Below are 23,896 nucleotides of genomic sequence, written 5' to 3' on the forward strand. Positions count from 1 at the left end.
TCGGGCCGCTTTACGCCCCTCGCCCCGGATGAGCAACGCCCGGAGCCAAAAATGCGCGCGAAAACCGCGCGCATTTCCCGTTTTTTATCCCGTTTACACGGTTCACTCCGCAGCAGCCGCCAGAACGCGGTCGCGCTGCGGGGTGTAATTGCCGTCCGAACGTCCGATCCAGGCCGAGGTCGCCGCCATGGAGGCCTCGTAATGGGTGCGGATTTCGGCGAAAATCTCGTCGCCCATGTAGCCGTCGAGCACCTCTTTCGCGGCCATTCCGAAAGCGGTCCAGACATCGTCGGAGAATTCCTTGAGCTGGGTGCCGCCCTGAATGAGCCGCTGCAACGCTGGGCCGTTGTTCGAGATGAACAGCGCGTAATTGTGCTGATGGCACTCGTTACAGGCGATCTCGACGGCTTTCTGATGCGTCGGGCTGAGGCTGTCGAAGACTTCGAGGTTCGAAGTCACGCAGAGCGCAGCCCCCGGTTCGTGGAAGCCCGCCGGATAATAGAAATCACAGACCTCTTGCAGGCCGAGTTTCTCGTCCGACCACGGGCCGATCCATTCGGTGCCGTCGAGCGCACCGGAAGACAGGGCCTGATAGATCTCACCGCCCGGAAGCACCTGCACGGAGGCACCGAGTTTCGAGACGGTCTCGCCGCCGAGACCCGGCATGCGGAATTTGAGACCCTGGAAATCGGAGGGCGATTTGATCTCCTTGCGGAACCAGCCGCCGCCCTGACCGCCGGTTTGTCCTGCGATAAACCCTTTGAGACCAAAGACTTCACCCAGCTTGTGGTGGAGTTCCATACCGCCCATGGAATAGTACCACACCATCATCTCGGGCGCGGTCATACCAAAGGGCACGGTGGTGAAATACGCGAGCGCCGGGTGCTGGCCGGTGAAATAATATTCGCAGCCGTGGTACATATCGGCCTGACCGGCAGTCACGGCATCGAACACCTCAAGCCCGCCGACGAGCTCGCCCGCAGCTTTGGCGTCGATGGTCAACTGGCCATCGGTCAACGCATCGACATTGGCGGCGAAACGTTCGACGGAATCCCAAACCCCCGCCAGACCGCGCGGCCATGTGGTGACCATAGTCAGCGTGCGCTTGCCCTGCGCGTACATCGGCGCGGCCAGCGTCGATGCGGCTGCGGCAGAGGCGCCCCCCAGAGCAGAGGTTTTCAGAAAAGAACGGCGATCCATAGAGTAAGTCCTCCCAAGATTGTCTATGGCTATGGCAGTCTGCCCGGCCCCTTCCCTGCGCATGTTTCCTCCCGGTGGCAGCACAGCTCCCTCGCGGACATGGCGGGTCCTTATTGGACAGGTCGAACAAATCGTGATGTTATCGTTATCGGCGGAGATGCGGTGTTGAAATACCCAACACTACGCAGTCCGGGATTTTTTGTGACCCTTCGCACCATGAATTGGTAATTTTCATGCCGCACAGAAGAGGCATCCATGGAATTGACGCCCTGCCCCGGCGCGCTATCCTGCGATTCGGCCAACAAAAGACCACCGAAGGACCCGACCCATCGTCGCGATGCTCCCGGAAATGACCTATGCGCGCAAGCTCTTCCTGCTTGCCACGCTGCCGCTGATCCTCTCGGTGGCGGCGATTGCGTTTGTGGTCGCGCATCAATCGCGGAGCATGGCCGAACGTGAGATCGCCGAACTCGAAGACCAGATCCTCTCTGCCAAGCGGCAGGAATTGCAGAATTACCTGCAACTGGCGCGCAATTCGATCACCACGGAATACAGCCCTGCGCCCCCCGACGATGCGGCGGCCAAGCTGCGGGTCACGCAAATCCTCTCGGCCATGACCTATGGCGAGGATGGTTATTTCTTCGTCTACAGCTTTGACGGCACCAATCTCGTGGCGCCGCGCGACACGCGGCTGATCAGCCGCAACTGGGCCGGCATGACCGACAGCTCGGGCACGGCCATCACCGACGAACTGATCCGGTTGGCGCGTCAGGGAGGCGGCTATCACGAGTTTCTCTGGCCCAAACCCTCGACCGGCGAAGAAGCGCAAATGATGAGCTATGTCATAGGCTTACAGGACTGGCAGTGGGCCATTGGCACCGGCGTTTTCATCGACGACGTGCTGCGCTCGGTCGCCGCCGCCCGCGCCGAGGTGGAGACCCGGGTTCGGCGCACCTTTGGCTATATCGGCGCGATCACCATGGCGGCGGTGCTTTTGGTTTTCATGTCCGGGATGACGATCACGATCCGCGAGCGGCGGCTGGCGGACGGCAAGCTGAAGAAACTCACCCAGCGGATTTTCGACACGCAGGAGGAGGAACGCGGGCGCGTGGCGCGCGAGCTGCATGACGGGATCAGCCAGATTTTGGTCGGGGTGCGCTATGCGCTGGAGCTGACCCGCCGCCAGTTGAAGTCGGGCGATCCGAAAGCCCCCGAAAGCCTCGACCGGAGTGTCGAGATGCTGGGCGGTGCGATCGGCGAGGTGCGGCGCATCTCGCGCGATCTGCGCCCCGGCATTCTCGACGATCTGGGGCTTGGTCCGGCGCTCAAATCCCTCACCGAAGAGTTCGAAGCCCGCACCGGGATCAAGACCGAGCTGGAGACAGTGGTGTTCCGAAACCGTCTCGATGAGGAGGCCCGCATTGCGCTGTTCCGCATTGCGCAGGAGGCCCTGACCAACATCGAGCGCCACGCGCAAGCCACGGAAGTTACAATGAAACTTGCAGGGCACCGCACCGGCGCGACGCTGTTGATTTGCGACAACGGGCGCGGCTTTGACCCTACGGATGTGGGCAAACGCGGGCGGGGATTGGGGCTTCGGAATATGGCGGAGCGGATGGAGCAGCTCGACGGTCGCCTGACGATCACGCCGCTGCACCCCGGCACCTCCATTGACGCAACCGTGCCGTTGCAGCATATCCTTCCGCCCGCGACCTCCGGTCGCCCGCCCGCCCCGATAGGAAGCGCCCGATGACCGAAAAACCGACCCGCGTTCTGATCGTCGACGACCACCCGATGGTGGCCGAGGGCATCCGTGCGCTTTTGGAAACCTTCGAGGATCTCGAGGTGGTCGGGACCCTGTGCAATGGGCGGGAGGCGGTGGATCGGGTGGAAGCGTTGGCACCGGATGTTGTGTTAATGGATCTGAATATGCCCCAGATGGGCGGACTGACGGCGACCGAATTGTTGCTGGAGCGCCGCCCGGAGACGCGCATCCTGATCCTGTCGATGCATGACGGCCCGGAATATATCGGCGCGGCACTCAGCCACGGTGCCATGGGCTATGTCTTGAAGGACGTGCCGACCGAGGCGGTGAAAGACGCCATCGACGCGGTGATGCGGGGCGAGAAATACCTGTGCGACGGCGCGCAAGCCGCTATAAAACCAACGAAAATTCGCGACGGACGGGAGCCTCTGACGGATCGGGAGACGACGATCCTTCTGGAATTGGCGCAGGGCAAATCCAACAAGGACGTGGCTGCCGCGCTGGATATTTCGGTGCGCACGGTCGAGACCCATCGCAAGAACATCAAGCGCAAGCTGGGGATTTCCTCGACCGCGGGGCTGACGCGCTATGCGATGGAGCACGGCGTGTTGCAGGGGACAGGTCGGTTCTGAGGGCGGTTCTGCCCCCTGTTTTTGACTGTCGGCAAAGCGTCGGATTTGTGTCGGACTTTTGTCGGGCACAATTTGAAGCGCCCTTATCGGGCGCTTGCCTCCGGCGGGAGTATTTTTCCCACGGAAAACCGGATCAGGCCGTGAGCCAGGTTTCGAGCTTGGTTTTGTCCGGCAGGCCGCCCGCATGCACCAGCTTGCCGTCGATGGAAATGCCGGGGGTGGACATCACGCCCGCCATGGCGATGGATTTCGGATCGGTGACTTTTTCCACCTCGACCTCAAGGCCAAGCTTGGCGGCGGCCTCGCGCACCATTTCGACGGTGGTTTCACAGCGTTTGCAGCCGGGGCCGTAGACTTTCACAGTGGTCATGAGGGACCTCCTTTCAGAAGATCAGATTGAACAGGAACCCGACGGCGAGAATGCCGCAGCCGACGACGCCGATGAACACGGCGATCAGGCGGTAGGTCAGCACCTGTTTGAGGATGATCATTTCGGGCAGCGAGAGCGCGATGACGCTCATCATGAAGGCCAGAACCGTGCCGAGGGCGGCGCCCTTGCCGAGCAAAGCCTCGACGATGGGGATCACGCCCGCGGCATTGGTGTACATGGGGATGCCCATCACCACGGCGGCGGGGACGGACCACCAGGCGTCCGCGCCCATGATGCGGACCATCAGGTCCTCGGGCACATAGCCGTGGATCAGCGCGCCCATGGCGATGCCGAGGAGTATCCAGACCCAGACCTTGCCGAAAATCTCTTTCACCGCTTGGATGCCAAACCGGTAGCGGTCGACCATGGTGAGGCGCTCGCCCTCGGGTATGTCCACGCCCCCTGTCCCGGAATGGATGTCACGCACCCAGTCCTGCAACCAGCCTTCGAGATTGAGTTTGCCGATGACAAAGCCCGCCACCACGGCGAGGCCGAGACCGAAGGCGAGATAGGTTGCGGCGACCTGCCAGCCGACGAGGCCGAAGAGAAGGACCAGCGCCACCTCGTTGACCATGGGCGCGGCGATCAGGAAGGAGAAGGTGACGCCCAAAGGCACGCCAGCGGAGACGAAACCGATGAACAGCGGCACGGCGGAGCAGGAACAGAAGGGCGTCAAGACGCCGAGACCGGCGGAGAGGATATTGCCGATGCCCTCGCGTTTGCCGGAGAGGAGCGCGCGGGTTTTCTCGGGCGAGAAGAAGCTCCGCACCACGCCCATGGCAAAGACGATGAGCGTCAAAAGCATCATCACTTTCGGCACGTCATAGAGGAAAAAGGCGATGGCCTCGCCAGTGTGGCTGTGACGTTCGACCGGGAGCTGCGCGGTGAGCCAGTCGGCCAGCGGTTGCAGCCGGTGATAGATCAACCACCAAAGAAGGACAAAAGCGATGACGCCCAGATGCCAGAGCCAGTCGGGGCGCGCGGGATGGGACGGGTGGGTCTGGATCGTGCTCATGCGGCCCTCCTTTGCGGGCTCCGCGCGTCCTCGGCCCGGAACACGGCATCGAGCACGGCGCGGATCTCTGCGGGCAGATCGGGGTTCATGCTGTAGCGCACCCATTGCGCATCGCGCCGGTCCACGACCAGCCCGGCCTGTTTCAACACCTGCATATGCCGCGACATCCGGCTTTGCGTCGCGCCGATAACGCGCATCAGCTCACAGACGCAATGCTCGTCGCCATCGTAAAGCAAGCGCATGGCATCGAACCGGGTTTGTTCAGAGAGGGCGGTCAGGATGGGCAACATGATGCAAATCTCCTTATGCGCATAAACGCATAGGCCGATTTGAGGCGCACCGCCATGCGACAGGATGTCCGAATGGGTGTCCGTCGAAATGCGACAACGGAGGCGCAAAAGAAAACGCGCGGGAAGTTGCCCCTCCCGCGCGTTCCGAAATGTCTCAGGCTGTGGCCCGGATCACTCTTCGAGCATCGCCAGAACGCGGTTGCGCTGGGTGGTGTAGAAGCTGTCGGACTGGCCCATCCAGCCGGAGGTGGCTTTCATCGAGGCTTCGACGGAAGCGCGGATTTCGGCGAACAGCTCGTCGTCCATATACTGGTCGAGCACCTCTTTGGAGGCACGACCGAAGGCTTCCCAAACGTCGTCCGGGAATTGTTTGATCTGGGTGCCGCCGGAGATCAGGCGCTGAAGCGCCGGGCCGTTGTTGGCGAGGAAGAGCGAATAGTCGTACTGGTTGCACTCGGCGGCGGCGACGTCGATGATCCGCTGTTGCGCGGGGGTCAGGGACTGGAACACCTCGAGGTTGGTGTTGACGGAGAGCGCCGAGCCCGGTTCGTGGAAGCCCGCCGGGTAGAAATAGTCACAGACCTCTTGCAGGCCGAGACGCTCGTCGGACCACGGGCCGACCCATTCGGTGCCGTCCAGAGCGCCGGAGGAGAGCGCCTGATAGATGTCGCCCGCCGGCATCACCTGCACGGAGGCGCCGAGTTTGCCGACCACTTCGCCGCCGAAGCCCGGCATGCGCAGTTTCAGGCCCTGGAAATCGGCGACCGAAGTGATTTCCTTGCGATACCAACCGCCGCCCTGTGCGCCGGTCTGACCGCCGATGTTGGTGTGCAGGCCGAAGATTTCACCCATGTTGCGGTGCAGTTCGAGACCGCCCATGCCGTAATACCACACCATCATCTCGGGCGCTGTCATGCCGAAGGGCGAGGTTGTGAAAAAGGCCATGGCCGGGTGCTGGCCGGTGAAATAATAATCGGCGGAGTGGTAGATGTCGGCCTGACCGGAAGTCACGGCGTCGAACACCTCAAGACCGCCGACGAGCTCGCCGGAGGCACGGACCTCGATCGTCAACTGACCGTCGGACATGGTCTGGACGCTGTCGGCGAAACGCTCGACCGAGTCCCACACGCCCGCCAGACCGCGCGGCCAGGAACAGACCATGGTCAGGGTGCGCTGCCCCTGCGCATACATCGGGGCTGCGAGCGTCGAAGCGGCGGCGGCAGACCCGCCCAGTGCGGAAGTTTTCAGAAAAGAGCGGCGATCCATGGTCTATCCTCCAAAAGGCGCGCGAGGGGACGGCCCCCGCGCCAAATCGCGCGCACCATAGAGAGGGGCTGCGGAAGATTGAAGGGGGGAAAGCGCGACATTTCGCGCGAATGTTGCGCGGAGGTGCAGAGGGGGGGATGGTTTATTGCGGAGGGGGCGCCTTTAAACTTCTCCCAGCGGACCAGAGGCGGAGGAGCAAAAACGGGAAAGGGTCAGCAAGAAAGCTCAACCCGCCATCCGCGCACTTTGCTATCGACTTTCTTGCCGAGGGCCTGAAGATCCATCGTGGCACCGTTCGCTCCCCCAATAAAGGCCAAAACCCCCATGGAAAATTTCGCCTGACAGCCGGTTACACGGCGCGCCGCAGTTTCCACCTGCGCTGCGCTGTATGACGCCGACTTAGGGGCCACCAATTCGACCAGACCATATTTACCTTCTCTGAAAATCACGGTCGTTTCAAAGTCCCCAGGGCGACCATTTATTTGTGTCAATCCTGCAGAATAGGAACCGTCAACCACGGCGACATTGAAGGTCAAACCATCGACTTGGGTTTGACGTGCATTTTGAAAGGCCGCATTTTGCAGCGTTGCGTTTTGGGCCCGGGCGTAGCGCTTCTTCCCTGCATCACCGGGGTTTGTATAACAGCCGCTCACAAGAATTGCGGTTATGGCCAGTGCAACAAATTTGTTCATTCTCAAAATTTCCTTTTTCATATTGACCATCTGACAGGCCTTGGATGGTGAAGTCCAGACCAATTAAAATGCCCAACAAATAAGGGGCGCGGCTTTCACCGCACCCCTCGCCTGATAAAATCCTAAGGCGGGATCGGCTTAGCCGATCAGCGCGCCATCCTCACGCCACACGGCGATCACCGAGGAGCGCGGTTTGCCCGCACCGTCCGGCCAGGAGCCGCCCGGGTGCTGGATGCCGACGAAGGCCACCTTTTTGTCCGCAGACCAGGTGAGGCCGGTGACCTCGGCACCGTTCGGCGCGGTGAGGAAGCGGGCGATCTCGCCGGTTTCGGTGTTGCCGATGAGCATCTGGTTGTTGCCCTGACCCGCGAAGTCGCCTTCGTTGCTGTCTTCGCCGTCGGTCTGGATCCAGAGGTAGCCGTCGGACGAAAATGCCATGCCGTCCGGGGCGTTGAACATGTTGCCTTCGTTGACGTTCGGGGAACCGGCGTAGGCGTTGTCGTAGACGGTCGGGTTGCCGGCCATGACGTAGAGATCCCAGCCGAATTTCTCGGAGCCGTGATCTTCGCCTTCCGGGCGCCAGCGCACGATCTGACCGAATTCGTTGGTGTCGCGCGGGTTCGGGCCATTGGCGATCATCTCGTCCCCACCGGCGTTGGTTTTGACACCGCGGTTGGAGTTGTTGGTGAGCGCACAATAAGCCTCGCATTTCAGCGGGTTGGCGGCGATCCATTCCGGGCGGTCCATGGTGGTCGCGCCGACTTTCGAGCCTGCCATACGGGAGAACACGAGGATCTCTTCCAGCGACATGCCGGTGGTTTCGGGCGTCAGAGCCAGCCACTCACCCGTCAGGTCGTCGTTGAACTTGGCGACATAGAGCGTGCCGTCGGACAGGAGACCTTCGGTCGAGCCGCCTTCGGTCCAGGTGCCGTTGGAGACGAATTTATACATGAATTCGCCGCGCTCGTCGTCGCCCATATAGACCACGACGCGACCGTCGGCGGCCTGCACCATCTCGGCATTCTCGTGCTTGAACCGGCCCAGAGCGGTGTGTTTCACCGGGATCGAGGTGGCATCGAGCGGGTTGATTTCGGTGACCCAGCCGTGACGGTTCGGCTCGTTCGGCTCTTTCGACAGATCGTAGCGCGCATCGAATTTCTCGTAGGCGTAACGGCCTTCGCCGCCGATGCCGTAGCGCTTGAGACCCTCGGTTTCGGTGAATTCGCCGGTGGCGCCGAAGTAACCGTTGAAGTTCTCTTCACAGGTCAGATAGGTGCCCCAAAGCGTCTTGCCGGAACCGCAGTTGTTCATCGTGCCTTTGGGCGACATGCCTTCCGGATCGGCATTGGTCTGCACGAGGGCGGAACCGGCGGCCGGGCCGTCCATGGTCATCTGGGTTTCATGGGTGATGCGGCGGTTGTAGGGGCTGTCGACGACAACCTCGAAGCCGTTGCCATTGTCGGCGACTTCCACGACGGTCACGCCCTGCATGTTTTTCAGCAACGTCACTTCGTCGGCATTTTTCGGCATGCCTTCGGAGTCTGCGGGCAGGTTGATTTTCGGGTTCACATATTCGGAGTTGATCGCGAGGATCGTTTTGTCGCCATCGACAAAGGTCTCCATGCCGTCGGTGTTCTCGCCGAACACCTTGTCGGACATCGCAACCGGCACACCGGTCTCGGGCGAATAGGCGCCCTGAGCTTCGGAGAACAGCGCGTCGCCCCAGCGCACGAGAACTTTCCACTGGTAGCCTTCCGGCACGTGGATGTCGAAATCGGTGCCGATCGGGATCGGTTTGAAGGCAAAGCCTGCACCTTCCGCGCGGGCGGCGGTGGTGGAGGACAGAAGGCCAGCGCCCATGGCCAGAGCGCCGGAGCCGAAGGCCAGAGCGCCGCCGAGGAAGCCACGACGCGAAATCGCACGTTCGACAACCGCGTCGAAACCGTTGCTGGCCGGGCGCGGGTCGCGCATCTCGTCAAAATCGTCCCACGACAGGTCGACGATGTCCTGATCTTTCATATCTCGCTCCATTGAGTGCGTTGCTTGAGAATCGAAACGCCGCCCGGTTCGACAGGCGGGTCTTCTGGCGCCTCAGGTGCCCGTCGCGCGCAACAGCGAGGTGACGGAAATGTAACAAGTCGATGAAACCGAACGGAAACCGGCGGGGCGCGACATCTTGCCGGGCGTCCCTGTGCGGAAGCGGTTGATTTCCCTAAAGTCATCCCGGCATGCCGTGTTTTCCCGCACATTCCGGTGTCCGGCCGAGTTGCGGCCCGGCTTGCGGCCACAGTCACGGCCAGCGTCACGGCCACAGTCGCCGATAGATGCGACGAGGGAGGCAGATTTCCCCCTTCCTTTCACGGCCCCCTCGGGCCAGACTGCCCTTGTCGGGGAGCTTCCCCCGTTGATGCGAAAGGAACCCGCCCGATGCTGCGCCCGATGGCCCTCTGTGCCGCCCTCATGACCCTCACCGCCCTGCCCGCTCTGGCGGAAACCTCCGTCCTCACCTTCGACGATCTGGACACGTTCGAAGAGCTTCTGAGCGGCTTCGGCTCGGTCGAGCGCGACACGGATGGCGAGGACGACCCGATGTTCCGGGGCCGGATCGGCGGCGTACCCTACACGCTGTATTTCTACGGCTGCGAAGAACATGCGGACTGCAACAACGGCACGTTCGTGGCCTATTTCGACGGCGCGGATTATTCCACCGATGCCGAGACGATCAACGAGTACAACAACAGCTATCGGTTCGGCAAAGCCTCGGTCGATGGCGACGGCGATCTGGAGATCAACTATTCCTTCGCCTTCAAGGGCGGCATCACCCGCGAGGCTCTGGACGACACGTTCGACTGGTGGCGGGTGATTTTGGAACAGGCGGAAGAGCATTTCGAGTGAGGCACCAAGCCACGCCTCCCCCAGCCTCTGGGGGAGGCAAAATAGGTCAGCCCTTTTAACATTATTTCACACACATGCCGCGCTGCGACATTTTATTCAATCGGACGGGTGTTTTGCGGTTGACGCCTGATCAACCGAGTCCTAATGTCCCGCCCACGCAATGAAGCACCCGCAAGGGTCAAAGCCCCAAAAGGAAACGCCATGTCTGGCATTCTTGTACTCGTAGGGAAAACGCGCATGGGCCGGTGACGGTTGACCATAATGGAACCCATGCGCCCCCGATTGAACACCGGGGGCTTTTTTATTGCAAAAAACAAAGTGACGATGTGCAGACGGAGAACAACATGACACGTCAGATGACCGGAGCGAAAATGGTGGTTCAGGCCCTGAAGGATCAGGGTGTGGACACGGTATTTGGCTACCCGGGGGGCGCTGTCCTTCCGATCTACGACGAGATTTTCCAGCAGAACGACATCAAGCACGTTCTGGTCCGTCACGAGCAGGCCGCGGTGCATGCCGCCGAGGGCTACGCCCGTTCGACCGGCAAGATCGGCGTCGCTCTGGTGACCTCGGGTCCGGGCGCGACCAATGCGGTCACCGGGCTGACCGACGCGCTGTTGGACAGCATTCCGATCGTCGTGCTCTCCGGTCAGGTTCCGACCTTCATGATCGGCACCGACGGGTTTCAGGAGGCCGACACGGTCGGCATCACCCGTCCCTGCACGAAACACAACTGGCTGGTGAAGGACACGGACAAGCTCGCCGAGACCCTGCATCAGGCGTTCCATGTCGCCACCTCCGGCCGCCCCGGCCCGGTTCTCGTCGACCTGCCGAAAGACGTGCAATTCGCCGATGGCGAATACACGCCGCCGGCCAAGGTCAAGATGGGCCATTACAAGCCGCGGGTGAAAGCCTCCATCGAGGAGATCAACGACATCGTCGCGCTGATCGAAAAGGCGGAACGTCCGGTGTTCTACACCGGCGGCGGCGTGATCAACTCCGGCCCCGGCGCATCGCAACTGCTGCGCGAGCTGGTCGATGCCACCGGCTTCCCGATCACCTCGACGCTGATGGGTCTGGGCGCCTACCCCGCGTCTGGCAAGAGCTGGCTCGGGATGCTCGGCATGCACGGTCTCTACGAGGCCAATATGGCGATGCACGGCTGCGATCTGATGATCAACATCGGCGCGCGGTTCGACGACCGGATCACCGGGCGGATTCAGGATTTCTCGCCGAACTCGAAAAAGATCCATGTCGATATCGACCCCAGCTCGATCAACAAGATCATCCGCGTCGACCTGCCGGTGATCGGCGATGTCGGCCATGTGTTGGAAGACGTTCTGAAGGTCTGGAAATCGCGCGGGCGCAAAAAGGCGGATCTCTCCGCCTGGTGGGCGCAGATCGAGGAATGGAAAGAGGTCCGTTGCCTGACCTACAAGAATTCCGAGACGGTGATCAAACCGCAATATGCGCTTGAGCGGCTCGAAGCGCTGACCAAGGGCATGGATCGTTACGTGACCACCGAAGTGGGCCAACACCAGATGTGGGCAGCGCAATTCCTTGGCTTCGAGGACCCGAACCGCTGGATGACCTCCGGAGGCCTCGGCACCATGGGCTATGGCTTCCCGGCCTCCATCGGGGTGCAGATGGCACACCCGCAGAGCCTTGTGATCAACGTTGCGGGCGAGGCCTCGTGGTTGATGAACATGCAGGAAATGGGCACGGCGATGCAATATCGCCTGCCGGTGAAACAGTTCATCCTGAACAACGAGCGCCTCGGCATGGTGCGCCAGTGGCAGCAATTGCTGCACGGTGAGCGCTATTCGTCCTCGTGGTCGGAAAGCCTGCCGGATTTCGTGAAACTGGCCGAGGCGTTCGGTGCCAAGGGCATCCAGTGTTCGGACCCGAAAGACCTCGACGATGCGATCATGGAGATGATCAACTACGACGGTCCGGTGATCTTCGATTGCCTCGTCGAGAAGCATGAAAACTGCTTCCCGATGATCCCGTCGGGCAAGCCGCACAACGAAATGTTGCTGGGCGAGGCCTCCGTTGAGGGCGCAATCAAGTCCGACGGGGCGGTTCTGGTCTGATGAAACGCTTCGGGAAATGGCTCCGCACGATCCTTGCCGCGCTGGTCGCGACCTGGGGTCTTGCGGGATGCGTCTCCCCGGACGCGGTGGAGGTGTCGCAGGGCGGCTTCGACTTTGCAGTCGAGGTCACCGGGGACACCGCCGTCGCGCGCAATTATCACACGGGTCGCCTCAACTTCGCCGAGCTTGAAGAGGCCGCCCGCTCCGCCATTGAAACCGCGTCAGGCTGCGCCGTGCGCACGCTCGTAAAACGCAGTGACATCAACACGTTCGACGCCACATTGAGTTGCGCGTCCTAAGGGAGAGAAGCATGTCCGCCCTACGTATCCAACACGGCTCCTCGAGCCATTCCGCCTATGACCTTCGCGACTACCACGCCGAAGTCATCGAAAAACACACGCTCGCCGTTCTGGTCGACAACGAGGCCGGGGTTCTGGCCCGCGTCATCGGCCTTTTTGCCGGGCGTGGCTATAACATCGAGAGCCTGACCGTGGCCGAGGTCGATCACGAAGGGCATCGTTCGCGCATCACGGTGGTGACCACCGGCACGCGCGATGTGATCGAACAGATCAAGGCGCAGGTGGGCCGCATCGTCCCGGTGCACGAAGTGCATGACCTGACCGTCGAAGGCCCGTCGATCGAACGCGAACTGGCGCTGTTCAAGGTCGAAGGCACCGGCAACAACCGGATCGAAGCGCTGCGCCTCGCCGAGATTTTCCGCGCCAATGTGGTGGACTCGACGCTGGAGAGCTTTGTCTTCGAGATGACCGGCACGTCGGAAAAGATCGACGCCTTCGCCGAGCTGATGCGCCCGCTGGGTCTGGTGGAAACCGCGCGGACCGGGGTTGCGGCTCTGGCGCGGGGGGCCAAGGCCTGAACGGTTCAGAACGCACGCGACTGAGCCCACAGACATGGGCAATATGAAAGGGCCCTGTGGGGCCCTTTTTTTCAGACCGGGTGATGTTTGTCGAAATAACTGCGGATCAGCGGCGAATAAGACGCCCTCGGGTGGATGCCGATCTTGTCCCGGACGGCGATCATCGCGGCGAGGCTCGGCGTCAGACGCTGTAACAAGATGGGCGTCGAGGAGAGCACATCCTGGGTCGAAACCGAACGGCCGAAATAGAAATTTTCCTGACCGAGATAGCTCGGCTCGAACCCGCCCAGCACCATGAGCGGCGTGCGTTCCATCGAGAGGATGAAGGAAAACCCCTTCAACTGGCGAAACACCACGCCGCGAAACCGGCGCGCGGCGGCGGCGCGCGGCAGGCCGATGCGGTCGCTGGAGGCGTAAGGCATATAGCCCCGAAGCCGCATCACGCCATGATCGTCGCGGTAAAATCCGAGCAGCGTACAGCTGATGTCGGTGGGCACGAAATAGGACACGCGGTAATGCAGATAGGCGCCTTCGGGCAGGGTCTGTGGCGGGATGTCGAGCATGTCGAGATCGGAGAGCAGATGAGAAATCTCGCCAATGGCGCCCGTGCGCTGCACGCTCTGGATCCGGTCCAGCGGTTCGAGCAGAATCCGTGCGTCGACGTCGAAATATGTACAGATCCGATAGAGCACATCCGGGCGGGGAAAGGCCTCGCCGTTCAGATAGCGATTGTATTGCGTCCGGTTGATCCCCAGCTCGCGGCAGAGAACCGAGATCGAACGCGCGCCCGCCGACAGGCTGCGCAAATTCACCCCGAACACATGGCGCAACTGCGCAGGAGACAATTCTCCTTCCGGCACCATACCCTCCCCAATCAACACACCCCCGACAGGCCCGAAAGCCTGAGACCCAAAAACGGGGCGTCACCACAATTCCAGAAACTATGCGCTATCCTGGCAAATATTGATACTGTTTTGCACCCTTTTGGGGAATTGCGCCCGAATTTGACGCCAATGAGCATCAATTTAGCTCCGAAATGATACATAAATCTGAATATTATGCGATTTATGCTCATGCTAAAAACGGACGCTCAAACGGGTAGCATTCACAAGAGTTATTGGAATGGACGGAATAGTACTTTGGGCCAATCCCAAAACGCATAAAGCGGTGATTTGGTGCAGCGACCACGGCGATCTCGCCTATGCCACCGGCCCCGACACGATCATTGGTTCCTTCAGCATGCCCGAAGCGGGCACCATGGTGCACTGCGAGGCGCATATGGAAAACGGCATCCGCATCTGTACCCGATTGCGTCCCATCCAACGTTTCGCCGCACCGGAACTGGCCGAGGCCCTGCGCAGCTTCTCCCAGAAACCTGCGGCTTGAGTGCGGTTCGAAGGACTGTCACGCCCCAACCCAGAAATGGCGCTCCATATGAAAAAAGGGGCCCCGAAGGGCCCCTGAGGCTCGCTGATCGGGCTCATATTGATACCGCCCGGTAGATTATTTGCCTGCGGCCCGATCCGCGTCTGGCGTGAGCGCACCCACGCCGGAAAGGTGTCATTCAGACCCTTCACTCGGGGCTTTCCGGGTCGACTGGAAATGCCCCACCCCGTGCCCCGCAAAGGGGCACGTATTCCTTTTAATGCAACACCCGGCCCGCCGAGCTGTTGACGGAAAACACCGCCTTGCAGCCCGCTTCGCCCGCGTCGCGGTAATCCTGCACCGAATAGGTCACCGAGAGCGACGGCACGCCCAGAACGGAAACCACCCGCGCGCCCTGATAGGCATCGGCCAGCGCGCCCATCACGTTGCGGTCGAACTCGGCCTCAAGCGTATTGCCGCGCATGGTCACGCGATCTGCCGCGCAGAGTTGACCGGCGATGTCGAAAACGAGGTTCATCATCTCTCCTTACGAACAGCCCGAGGTGGCGCCACAGGTGTTGCATTTCATGCAGGTGCCGTTGCGCACCAGCGTGTAGTTGCCGCATTCGCCGCAGGCCTCGCCTTCGTAGCCTTGCAGCTTGGCCTTGGTGCGCGCGTCCATGGAGACCGTCCCCGAAGACAGTGCCGTGTCGGCGGTTGTCGGTTTGGCGGCGGCCTTGGTTTCCGGCACCAGTGTCTGGAGCGCGACCTGCGGGTCGACGGAGCCGGTCAGCGCGGTGGCACCGGTGTGCATCCCGCCCTGAAGCACCATCAATTCCTGCGGCACGCGTTTGCGCAGATAGCCCGTGGAGGAGATGTGTTTGAGCACTTCGAGCGAACGCGAGGCAGCATTTTCCGACACATCGGCGACGTTGGATTTGCCCTCGTCCTCACCGCGACCGAGATCGTCGAAAGACGCGCCCTGCGGTTTGACATGGGCCAGATCGGTGCGGTCGAGATAGGAGACGGCCAGCTCGCGGAAGATATAGTCGAGGATCGAGGTCGCATTTTTGATGCTGTCGTTGCCCTGCACCATACCCGCCGGTTCGAACTTGGTGAAGGTGAAGGCGTCGACGAATTCCTCAAGCGGCACGCCGTACTGGAGACCGACGGAGACCGCGATGGCGAAGTTGTTCATCATCGCCCGGAAGCCAGCGCCCTCTTTGTGCATGTCGATGAAGATCTCGCCCAGAGAGCCGTCTTCGTATTCGCCGGTGCGCAGGTAAACCTTATGCCCGCCGACGATGGATTTCTGGGTGTAGCCCTTGCGACGGGACGGCAGTTTTTCACGACCGCGCGCCACTTCCTTGATCACCAGTTTCTCGACGATCTTCTCGGCCAGAACAGCGGCTTTTTCCTGTGCGGAGCCGGTGGCAAGGATTTCCTCGGCCTCCTCGTCGTCTTCGATCAGCGCAGTCGCCAGCGGTTGCGACAGTTTGGAGCCGTCGCGATAGAGCGCATTGGCTTTGGTGCCCAGCGACCAGGACAGCTCATAGGCCGCGAGGCAATCCTCGATCGTCGCATCGTTCGGCATGTTGATCGTCTTGGAGATCGCGCCGGAGATGAAGGACTGCGCCGCCGCCATCATCGTGATGTGGCTCTCAACCGACAGATAACGCTTGCCTTTCTTGCCGCAGGCATTGGCGCAATCGAAGACGTGGTAATGCTCCTCCTTAAGGAAAGGCGCACCTTCGAGCGTCATGGTGCCGCAAACGTGGTCATTGGCGGCGTCGATGTCTTTCTTGGTGAACCCGAGCGAGCGCAGCAGGTCGAAAGACGGATCGTTCAGTTTCTCTTTCGGAATGCCGAGCGTGCCGGTGCAGAACTCTTCGCCCAGCGTCCATTGGTTGAACACGAAACGGATGTCGAAGGCGGAGGGCAGTGCCGCTTCGATCTTGTCGATCTGTGCCTGACCGAAACCGTGGCCGATCAGTGCGGTGTGATTGATCCCCGGCGCATTGCCGATGGTGCCATGACCGACCGCGTAAGACACGATTTCCTCGATCTGGCTGGAGCTATAGCCCAGCTTTTCGAGCGCCGCCGGAACCGAACGGTTGATGATTTTGAAGTAGCCGCCACCCGCGAGTTTCTTGAATTTCACCAGCGCAAAGTCCGGTTCGATCCCCGTGGTGTCGCAATCCATCACCAGACCGATGGTGCCGGTGGGCGCGATCACGGAAACCTGCGCGTTGCGATAGCCGTTTTTCTCGCCAAGGCTCAGCGCCTCGTCCCAAGCGGATTTCGCCAGTTCCACGAGATGCGCATCCGGGCAGTTGGCGTGATCCAGCGCGACCGGTTTGACCGCGAGACCTTCGTAGCCGGTGATCTTGCCATAGGCGGCGGTGCGGTGGTTGCGGATGACGCGGAGCATGTGCTCGGCATTGCGTTGATAGCCGGAGAAGGTGCCCAGCTCGCCCGCAATCTCGGCGGAGGTCGCATAGGAGACGCCGGTCATGATCGCGGTCAGAGTGCCCGCCAAGGCGCGGCCCTCGTCGCTATCGTAGCCCAGCCCCATGTTCATCAAGAGCCCGCCGATATTGGCATAGCCAAGACCCAAAGTGCGGAAATCATAGGACAATTGCGCGATTTCCTTGGACGGGAACTGCGCCATCATCACGGAAATCTCAAGCGTCAGCGTCCAGATCCGGGTCGCATGCATGTAGCTTTCGGCGTCGAATTCGCCATCCTTCAGGAAGGTCAAAAGGTTCATCGAGGCAAGGTTACAAGCCGTATCGTCGAGGAACATATACTCGGAACACGGGTTGGACCCACGGATCTGACCGTCTTCCGGGCAGGTGTGCCAGGCGTTGATCGTGTCGTGGAACTGGATGCCCGGATCGGCACAGGCCCAGGCGGCATGGCCGACCTGCTCCCAAAGCTCGCGGGCGTTCACGACTTTCGAAACCTTGCCATCGGTGCGGCGCAGCAACTCCCATTCCGCATCGTCTTTCACGGCCTTGAGGAAGGCATCGGTGACGCGCACGGAGTTGTTGGAGTTCTGGCCGGAGACAGAGGCATAGGCCTCGCTATCCCAGTCCGTATCGTAGGTCGGGAATTCGATCGAGGAATAGCCCTGTTTCGCATAATCCAGCACGCGTTTGACATAGGTCTCAGGAATGGCGACCTGTTTCGCGCCACGGATCGCGGCTTTCAAAGCGGTGTTTTTCGCCGGATCGAAGGCGTCGGCCTCGGTGCCGTCCCAGTCGCGGATCGCGGCGAAGATGGCGTTGAGCTGGCGTTCGTGCATCTTCGAGCCCGCGACGATGGACGCCACTTTCTGCTCTTCGATGACCTTCCAGTTGATGAATTCTTCGATGTCCGGGTGATCCATGTCGCAGATCACCATCTTGGCCGCGCGGCGCGTGGTGCCGCCGGATTTGATCGCACCCGCTGCCCGGTCGCCGATTTTCAAAAAGCCCATGAGGCCGGAGGATTTGCCACCGCCGGAGAGGGACTCGTTGGCGGCCCGCAGCGACGAGAAGTTGGTGCCGGTGCCGGAGCCGTATTTGAACAGGCGCGCCTCACGCACCCAGAGATCCATGATGCCACCGTCGGACACGAGATCGTCGGCGACGGATTGGATGAAACACGCATGCGGCTGCGGATGCTCATAGGCCGAGGCGGAGCGGGTCAGCTCGCCGGTGGCGTGATCCACGTAATAATGCCCCTGCCCCGGACCGTCGATGCCGTAAGCCCAATGCAGGCCGGTGTTGAACCATTGCGGCGAGTTCGGCGCGCCCATCTGGGCGGCGAGCATGAAGCGCATTTCGTCGTAATAGGCTTTGGCGTCCTCCTCGGAGGAGAAATAGCCGCCCTTCCAGCCCCAATAGGCCCAGGCGCCCGCCAGACGGTCGAACACCTGCTTGGCGGAGGTTTCCCCGCCGAAACGGTCCTCTTCGGGCAGTTGTGCGAGCTTGTCCTCGTCGGGAACGGAGCGCCAGAGGAAGGAAGGGACGCCCTTTTCGCGCACTTTCTTCAGCGCCGCCGGCACACCTGCCTTGCGGAAATATTTCTGAGCGATGACGTCGGAGGCGACCTGCGACCATTTCGAGGGGACCTCGCACTCGTCCAGCCTGAAGACGATCTTGCCGTCCGGGTTGCGGATCTCGGAACTCGTCGCCGAGAATTCCAGATCAGAGTATGCGTCCTTGCCTGCCGTCGTAAACTTGCGTTCGATCTTCATCTCTGCCCCGACCAAATCTGTTTGTGCGGTCCGTCCGGCCCTTGAGGCCCTTGTGTACACCGCTCCATTTCGACCCGCAGGTTCGACCGCTTGCGCTGCGGACCTGCCACCGTCTGGCGAACTACATCTTGTGGTCTGATCCGGCGAAAGACGGCCTTGGGCAGAGGGCAAAACTCCTGAGATCCGATCCCGCAGCGCAGGTTCGGTCCGAGAGAGATTCGCCTCAGTGCGTCGCCCTGGTCACCGCGGTCAGATCCGGTCTTCACCCCGTCCGTTTCCGTGAAAACAAGGCATCTTCGCCCCGGTCCCACACGGCCCTTTGTCGGATATGTCCCCCGGGACTCTTGTCCCTCGCCGTCCAGGATCGACTAAATGTAGTGTATCACCCATCCGGCTTACACAATGTGCAGCGGCTCCGCCCCGCTGGTCAACGCAAAATTTACCCTTTTTCCGGGCAAAATTTCGTTGACGGATTTTGCCCACAGGGGGGCTCGATTCGTCGCGATCCGCGTTAACTCTTTTTCCTTTGTTTCCCATGGGTTTCACGCGAAACGTTAAGAATTTGAGCGAGTATTTGTGGATAAGTCCGGCGGGGCTGTGGAGGATAAAATTTCCCGCGCCCCGCACTCTGTGCCTAATCCCTCAGCACACAACATCTAGTGGCCGTGATGCGCCCCTCGCAACCGCAGAAAGCCCCCGGTTTCACTGGGAAAAAAGCAAAAATCACAACCTGAAGCTGTATTCAGACGACAAAACCGCGCCTTGGCGGGCGCGACGGGCCAGACAGGGCCGGGACGAATCATTTTTGTGACATCGCGCCCGGCACGGGTTTGAGATCGACCAGAATCGTGCCGTCGAGACAGTCGAGCCCATCGACCACGAGGGCCGCCTCCTCGACCGCGCGCACCCGCACGCGAGACAGCGCAATGGGGTTCGGTCGATGCGGCGAGCGCATGGCGAAAACGCCGCAATGCACCCCGTCATGCGGCCGCACCGATTGCAGCACATCGCGCGGCGCGCGGTCGAACCAGTAGAGCACATCGACCTCGGTTGCGGTGAGCCCCTTGAGACCGGGCGCGAAGGCGGGGTGGAGTTCGATGCGCGCCTCCTGCCCTGCGCGCCCCGGCCCTTTCGGGCAGTCTTTGAGCGTTTTATAGGGCGTGCGGATGCGTCCGATGGGGGTGAGGGTCATCTGTGTATCGGTCATGCGGATCTCCTTTTCCCTGATGTAGGAGAAAGGCGGCGTGGGACCGCCCGACAAAAGGACGCAGGCAGAAAGATGCAGGTCGGCCCCTTGGCGGATCTTCGCCGACAGCACAGAATTTCGACTCGGACCCGACCCTGAACGGGCCCGTCAGAGGCACAAGCGCGGCAGAAACGCGGCGGTAACACCCGAAAATTCCGCGGCATTTGCCGAAAGACAGGGCAGAGCGCCACACGCGTGGCGGGAATGATTGACGTTACGGTCACTTTTTCCGCGAAGCCTTGCCTTCTCCGGCTGAATACATTTCCTTTCTTGCATTATTGCTGCGCCCACCGAAACGGTTGGTGCCGCCCGTGAAAAATGAACTGAAAAGATAAACAGTACCCAGGAGGTCTTTATGAAACTCACCACCGCCCTTTCCGCGCTGGCGATCCTTGCCGCCGCGCCCACGGCCTTTGCCGCCGATATTCCCGAAGGCACGGTGCTCTCCGAGAACCAGACCTATACGTTCTGGCTTCTGGACGCGATCAAGTCGATGGACCCGCAGATCAACACGGACGTCGAAGGTTCCGACATTCTGCGCAACCTCTTTGAAGGCCTCTATAACGAAGACGCCAAGGGCGACATCATTCCGGGCGTGGCGCTGAGCCACGATCTGTCGGACGACGGCCTGACCTACACCTTCCATCTGCGCCCCGAGGCCGTGTGGTCCGATGGCAAGCCGGTGACGGCAGGCGATTTCGTCTACGCCTGGCAGCGTCTGGCCGATCCGGCGACCGCGTCGGAATATGCCTGGTACATGGAACTGATGCAGGTGGTGAACGCATCGAAAATCACCGCGGGCGAGCTGCCGCCCTCCGATCTGGGCGTGAAAGCCATCGACGATCAGACGCTTGAGGTGACGATCGAGACGCCGCTGCCCTATTTCCCTCAGATGTTGGTACATGGCTCGACCTTCCCGGTGCGCCAGGACGTGATCGAGGAATTCGGCGCCGACTGGACCAAGCCGGAAAACATGGTGTCGAACGGCGCCTATACGCTGTCAGAGCACATCCTTGGCGAGCGTGTCGAGATGGACAAATCCGACAGCTATTGGGATGCTGACAAGACGGTGATGACGCACCTGACCGCGCTCACCATCAATGACGTCAACCAAGCCCTGACCCGTTACCTCGCCGGAGAACTGGACCGCGTCGACATCCCCGCCGGTCAGTACCCGCGCCTGAGCAAGGAATACCCGGACGAGGCAACCTCGCTGCCGTATTCCTGTTCCTACATCTATATGATGAACATGTCCGACAAGGGCCCGGAAGCGCTCAAGGACCTGCGCGTGCGCAAGGCGCTGTCCTATGCGATGAACCGCGACATCGTGGTGAACAACATCCTTCAGGGCGGTCAGCACCCGTCTTACAACTGGACCCATTGGGCGACCGCCGGTTTTGTCATGCCGGAGATCGACTATGCGGGCTGGACGCAGGACGAGCGCAACGAGAAAGCCAAGGAGTTGCTGGCCGAAGCGGGCTATGGCCCGGAGAACCCGCTCGATCTGACGCTGAACTACAACACGTCCGAGGATCACAAGAAAATCGCCATCGCGGCGCAGCAGTTCTTCAAACCCTTCGGCGTGAACCTGACGCTCAACAACATGGAGTGGAAGGTCCACACCGATAAAATGCAGAACCAGGACTTCGATCTGGCGCGTTACGCATGGTGTGGCGACTATAACGAAGCCTCGACCTATCTCGATCTCTTCACCTCCTACTCGGGTCATAACAACGGCCATTTCTTCAATGACGAGTACGATGCGCTGATGAAGGAAAGCAAAACGGCCGCCGATCCGCAGCCGCTCTATACGCAGGCGGAACAGATCCTCGCCTCCGAGATGCCGGTGATCCCGATCTATCACTATGCGCAGGTCGATATGATTTCGTCCGACATCAAGGGCCTGCCGACCGAGAATGTGATGCAGACCTGGTACGGCAAAGACATGTACCGCGTCGCCGAGTGATCTCAGTTTGAAAACAGGCAGGATGCGGGGGGCTTTTCTCCCGCGTCCACCCATAGGGACACCCGTATGATCGTTTACATCCTCAAGCGTCTGGCGATTGCCATCCCGACGCTGCTGCTTCTGATTATCTTCTCCTTCCTCTTGATGCATGCGGCCCCCGGCGGCCCCTTCACGCAGGAACGCGAGCTGCCCGCGCAGGTGCTCGCCAATCTCAACGCCAAATACGGTCTCGACCAGCCGCTCTGGAAACAGATCACCAGTTACATCTGGGGCATTGTCGCGCATTTCGATTTCGGCCCGTCCTTTGTCTACAAGGACCGCACCGTCAACGAAATCATCGCACAGGGCTTTCCGGTCACGCTGACCTATGGCGGCATTTCCTTCCTCGTCGCGGTCTTCGCGGGCGTGACGCTCGGCGCCGTGGCCGCCGTCAAACACAACACGATCATCGACTATTTCGCGGTCGGCATCTCCATCGGCGCGCAGGTGCTGCCGAACTTCGTCATGGCGCCGATCCTCGTCATCGTCTTCACCCTGATCCTCGGCTGGTTGCCGGGCGGCGGGTGGCGCTTTTCCGACCCGTCGTTCTGGATCATGCCGGTAATCGCGCTGTCGACCTCCTACATGGCCTCGATTGCGCGGATCATGCGCTCCTCCATGCTTGAAGTGCTGAACTCGAACCACATCCGCACGGCGCGGGCCAAGGGGCTTCCGGGCTATCGCGTCATCCTGCGCCATGCGTTGAAACCGGCGCTTTTGCCGGTGATTTCCTATCTCGGACCGGCCTTTGTGGCGATGATCACCGGCTCGGTGATCGTGGACATCTATTTCTCGACGGGCGGCATCGGCAAAGCCTTTGTCGACAGTGCGCTGAACCGCGATTACGCGGTGATGATGGGGGTCACGATCCTCGTCGGCGCGCTCACCATCCTGTTCAACCTTGTCGTCGATATCGTCTACGGATGGATCGACCCGAAAATCCGGTACTAACGCCATGGTCATCGACAGTCAGAAAATGAAGTCATTGGCCGAAGCCACCGCGCGCGAGGATGTGGCGGGCCGTTCGCTCTGGGCCGATGCGCGGCGCAGGTTCTTCCGCAACAAGGCGGCGATGTTCGGGTTGGTTCTGCTCGTCTTCGTGGCGCTGTTTGCGCTCTTCGGCAATTCCATTGCGCAATGGAACAACGAGGATCTCGATTTTTCCGTCATGGGCATGGTCGCCGAGAAAGGCGGGCCGTCGATTGCCAACGGGCATTATTTCGGCACCGACGATCTGGGCCGCGACCTGTTTGCCCGCACGGTGCAGGGCACGCAAATCTCGCTTGCCGTGGGCATCATCGGCTCCGCCATTGCCGTGGTCGTCGGCACGATCTATGGCGCGACCGCCGGCTATTTCGGCGGGCGGCTCGACAATGTCATGATGCGCGCCGTCGATATTTTGCTCGCGATCCCCTATATGTTCGTGCTGATCCTTTTGCTGGTTATGTACGGCCGGTCGATCACCATGCTCTTCGTCGGTGTCGGCCTGATCTCATGGCTTGAGATGAGCCGGATCGTGCGCGGCCAGACGCTGACCCTGAAGGGCCGCGAATATATCGAGGCGGCACGCGCCATCGGCGTCCCTGCCCCCGTGATCATCCGCCGTCATATCCTGCCCAACCTCATTGGCGTGGTGACGGTGTTCGCGACCCTTCTGGTACCCAATATGATCCTGACCGAAAGTTTCATCTCGTTTCTGGGCTTGGGCGTTCAGGAACCGATGACCTCTCTGGGCGCGCTGATCTCCGAAGGCTCCAGCACCATCGCTTACGGGACGCTCTGGCAACTGGCTTTCCCGCTTCTTTTCTTCGTCCTCACCCTCTTCGGCTTTTTCTTTGTCGGCGACGGGCTCCGGGACGCTCTGGACCCGAAGGATCGCTGA

At 60.9% G+C, this 23,896-nt stretch carries 21 protein-coding genes; 10 read left to right on the plus strand and 11 right to left on the minus strand.

Features of this window, described 5'->3' with window-relative positions; genetic code table 11:
- Positions 1–102 precede the first annotated feature (102 nt).
- The gene (locus V1471_RS06885; RefSeq protein WP_434287609.1) at positions 103–1,200 is read right to left on the minus strand and encodes a TRAP transporter substrate-binding protein; all 1,098 of its coding nucleotides are present in this window, start codon (positions 1,198–1,200) and stop codon (positions 103–105) included.
- A gap of 337 nt (positions 1,201–1,537) precedes the next feature.
- On the opposite strand from V1471_RS06885, the gene V1471_RS06890 reads away from it, so the two are divergent.
- Both V1471_RS06890 and V1471_RS06895 read left to right on the plus strand, forming a co-directional pair.
- A complete protein-coding gene (locus tag V1471_RS06890) occupies positions 1,538–2,953 on the plus strand; it encodes a cache domain-containing protein (protein ID WP_434287610.1) in 1,416 nt (471 codons plus the stop codon).
- Positions 2,950–3,597, plus strand: a complete 648-nt coding sequence (locus V1471_RS06895; protein ID WP_434287611.1) for a response regulator transcription factor — start codon at positions 2,950–2,952, stop codon at positions 3,595–3,597. Before V1471_RS06890 ends, V1471_RS06895 begins: the two co-directional genes overlap by 4 nt.
- Positions 3,598–3,730: 133 nt before the next feature.
- Here the strand turns inward: V1471_RS06895 and V1471_RS06900 are convergent, their stop codons facing one another.
- The 6 genes from V1471_RS06900 to V1471_RS06925 all read right to left on the minus strand — a co-directional run bounded on the left by V1471_RS06900 (position 3,731) and on the right by V1471_RS06925 (position 9,309).
- Positions 3,731–3,967 (minus strand): thioredoxin family protein, encoded by a 237-nt coding sequence (locus V1471_RS06900; protein ID WP_434287612.1) that lies wholly within the window; start codon positions 3,965–3,967, stop codon positions 3,731–3,733.
- 13 nt (positions 3,968–3,980) lie between these two features.
- A complete protein-coding gene (locus V1471_RS06905; RefSeq protein WP_434287613.1) occupies positions 3,981–5,042 on the minus strand; it encodes a permease in 1,062 nt (353 codons plus the stop codon).
- Positions 5,039–5,332, minus strand: coding sequence for an ArsR/SmtB family transcription factor (locus V1471_RS06910; RefSeq protein WP_434287614.1), 294 nt, complete (start codon positions 5,330–5,332; stop codon positions 5,039–5,041). The genes V1471_RS06905 and V1471_RS06910 overlap by 4 nt, the downstream gene beginning before the upstream one ends.
- Before the next feature lie 171 nt (positions 5,333–5,503).
- Positions 5,504–6,598 (minus strand): TRAP transporter substrate-binding protein, encoded by a 1,095-nt coding sequence (locus tag V1471_RS06915; RefSeq protein ID WP_434287615.1) that lies wholly within the window; start codon positions 6,596–6,598, stop codon positions 5,504–5,506.
- 212 nt (positions 6,599–6,810) lie between these two features.
- Positions 6,811–7,320, minus strand: coding sequence for a hypothetical protein (locus tag V1471_RS06920; RefSeq protein WP_434287616.1), 510 nt, complete (start codon positions 7,318–7,320; stop codon positions 6,811–6,813).
- Between the two features lie 108 nt (positions 7,321–7,428).
- A complete protein-coding gene (locus tag V1471_RS06925; protein WP_434287617.1) occupies positions 7,429–9,309 on the minus strand; it encodes a PhoX family protein in 1,881 nt (626 codons plus the stop codon).
- Positions 9,310–9,717: 408 nt separating this feature from the next.
- On the opposite strand from V1471_RS06925, the gene V1471_RS06930 reads away from it, so the two are divergent.
- The 4 genes from V1471_RS06930 (at position 9,718) to ilvN (ending at position 13,155) form a co-directional block, all read left to right on the plus strand.
- Entirely contained in the window at positions 9,718–10,185 is a 468-nt protein-coding gene (locus V1471_RS06930) for a YbjN domain-containing protein (RefSeq protein WP_434287618.1), read from the plus strand.
- A gap of 344 nt (positions 10,186–10,529) precedes the next feature.
- Positions 10,530–12,278 carry an acetolactate synthase 3 large subunit gene (locus V1471_RS06935; RefSeq protein ID WP_434287619.1) on the plus strand — a complete coding sequence of 583 codons (1,749 nt, stop codon included), beginning with the start codon at positions 10,530–10,532 and terminating at the stop codon, positions 12,276–12,278.
- Entirely contained in the window at positions 12,278–12,577 is a 300-nt protein-coding gene (locus V1471_RS06940) for a hypothetical protein (protein ID WP_434287620.1), read from the plus strand. Before V1471_RS06935 ends, V1471_RS06940 begins: the two co-directional genes overlap by 1 nt.
- Before the next feature lie 11 nt (positions 12,578–12,588).
- Positions 12,589–13,155: an acetolactate synthase small subunit gene (ilvN, locus tag V1471_RS06945; RefSeq protein ID WP_434287621.1), complete on the plus strand. Its 567-nt coding sequence runs from the start codon at positions 12,589–12,591 to the stop codon at positions 13,153–13,155.
- A gap of 71 nt (positions 13,156–13,226) precedes the next feature.
- Here the strand turns inward: ilvN and V1471_RS06950 are convergent, their stop codons facing one another.
- A complete protein-coding gene (locus V1471_RS06950) occupies positions 13,227–14,018 on the minus strand; it encodes a helix-turn-helix domain-containing protein (protein ID WP_434287622.1) in 792 nt (263 codons plus the stop codon).
- A 259-nt stretch (positions 14,019–14,277) separates the two neighbouring features.
- Between V1471_RS06950 and V1471_RS06955 the strand changes: the two genes are divergently transcribed.
- The gene (locus V1471_RS06955; RefSeq protein ID WP_434287623.1) at positions 14,278–14,541 is read left to right on the plus strand and encodes a hypothetical protein; all 264 of its coding nucleotides are present in this window, start codon (positions 14,278–14,280) and stop codon (positions 14,539–14,541) included.
- A gap of 256 nt (positions 14,542–14,797) precedes the next feature.
- Here V1471_RS06955 and V1471_RS06960 read toward each other — a convergent pair whose 3' ends face one another.
- From V1471_RS06960 to tsaA, 3 genes are all read right to left on the minus strand, one after another.
- The gene (locus tag V1471_RS06960; RefSeq protein ID WP_434287624.1) at positions 14,798–15,058 is read right to left on the minus strand and encodes a hypothetical protein; all 261 of its coding nucleotides are present in this window, start codon (positions 15,056–15,058) and stop codon (positions 14,798–14,800) included.
- A 9-nt stretch (positions 15,059–15,067) separates the two neighbouring features.
- Positions 15,068–18,763: a vitamin B12-dependent ribonucleotide reductase gene (locus V1471_RS06965; protein ID WP_434287625.1), complete on the minus strand. Its 3,696-nt coding sequence runs from the start codon at positions 18,761–18,763 to the stop codon at positions 15,068–15,070.
- A gap of 799 nt (positions 18,764–19,562) precedes the next feature.
- The gene (gene tsaA / locus V1471_RS06970; RefSeq protein ID WP_434287626.1) at positions 19,563–19,970 is read right to left on the minus strand and encodes a tRNA (N6-threonylcarbamoyladenosine(37)-N6)-methyltransferase TrmO; all 408 of its coding nucleotides are present in this window, start codon (positions 19,968–19,970) and stop codon (positions 19,563–19,565) included.
- A gap of 394 nt (positions 19,971–20,364) precedes the next feature.
- Between tsaA and V1471_RS06975 the strand changes: the two genes are divergently transcribed.
- The 3 genes from V1471_RS06975 to V1471_RS06985 all read left to right on the plus strand — a co-directional run bounded on the left by V1471_RS06975 (position 20,365) and on the right by V1471_RS06985 (position 23,896).
- Entirely contained in the window at positions 20,365–21,975 is a 1,611-nt protein-coding gene (locus V1471_RS06975; RefSeq protein ID WP_434287627.1) for a peptide ABC transporter substrate-binding protein, read from the plus strand.
- A gap of 66 nt (positions 21,976–22,041) precedes the next feature.
- On the plus strand, positions 22,042–22,965 hold the full coding sequence (gene oppB / locus V1471_RS06980; protein WP_434287628.1) for an oligopeptide ABC transporter permease OppB: 924 nt from the start codon (positions 22,042–22,044) through the stop codon (positions 22,963–22,965).
- Between the two features lie 25 nt (positions 22,966–22,990).
- Complete coding sequence (locus V1471_RS06985; RefSeq protein ID WP_434290884.1) at positions 22,991–23,896, plus strand: ABC transporter permease; 906 nt, start codon at positions 22,991–22,993, stop codon at positions 23,894–23,896.

It is taken from the genome of Celeribacter sp. SCSIO 80788 (assembly GCF_051054295.1).
In the GTDB taxonomy this organism is placed as follows: Bacteria; Pseudomonadota; Alphaproteobacteria; order Rhodobacterales; family Rhodobacteraceae; genus Celeribacter.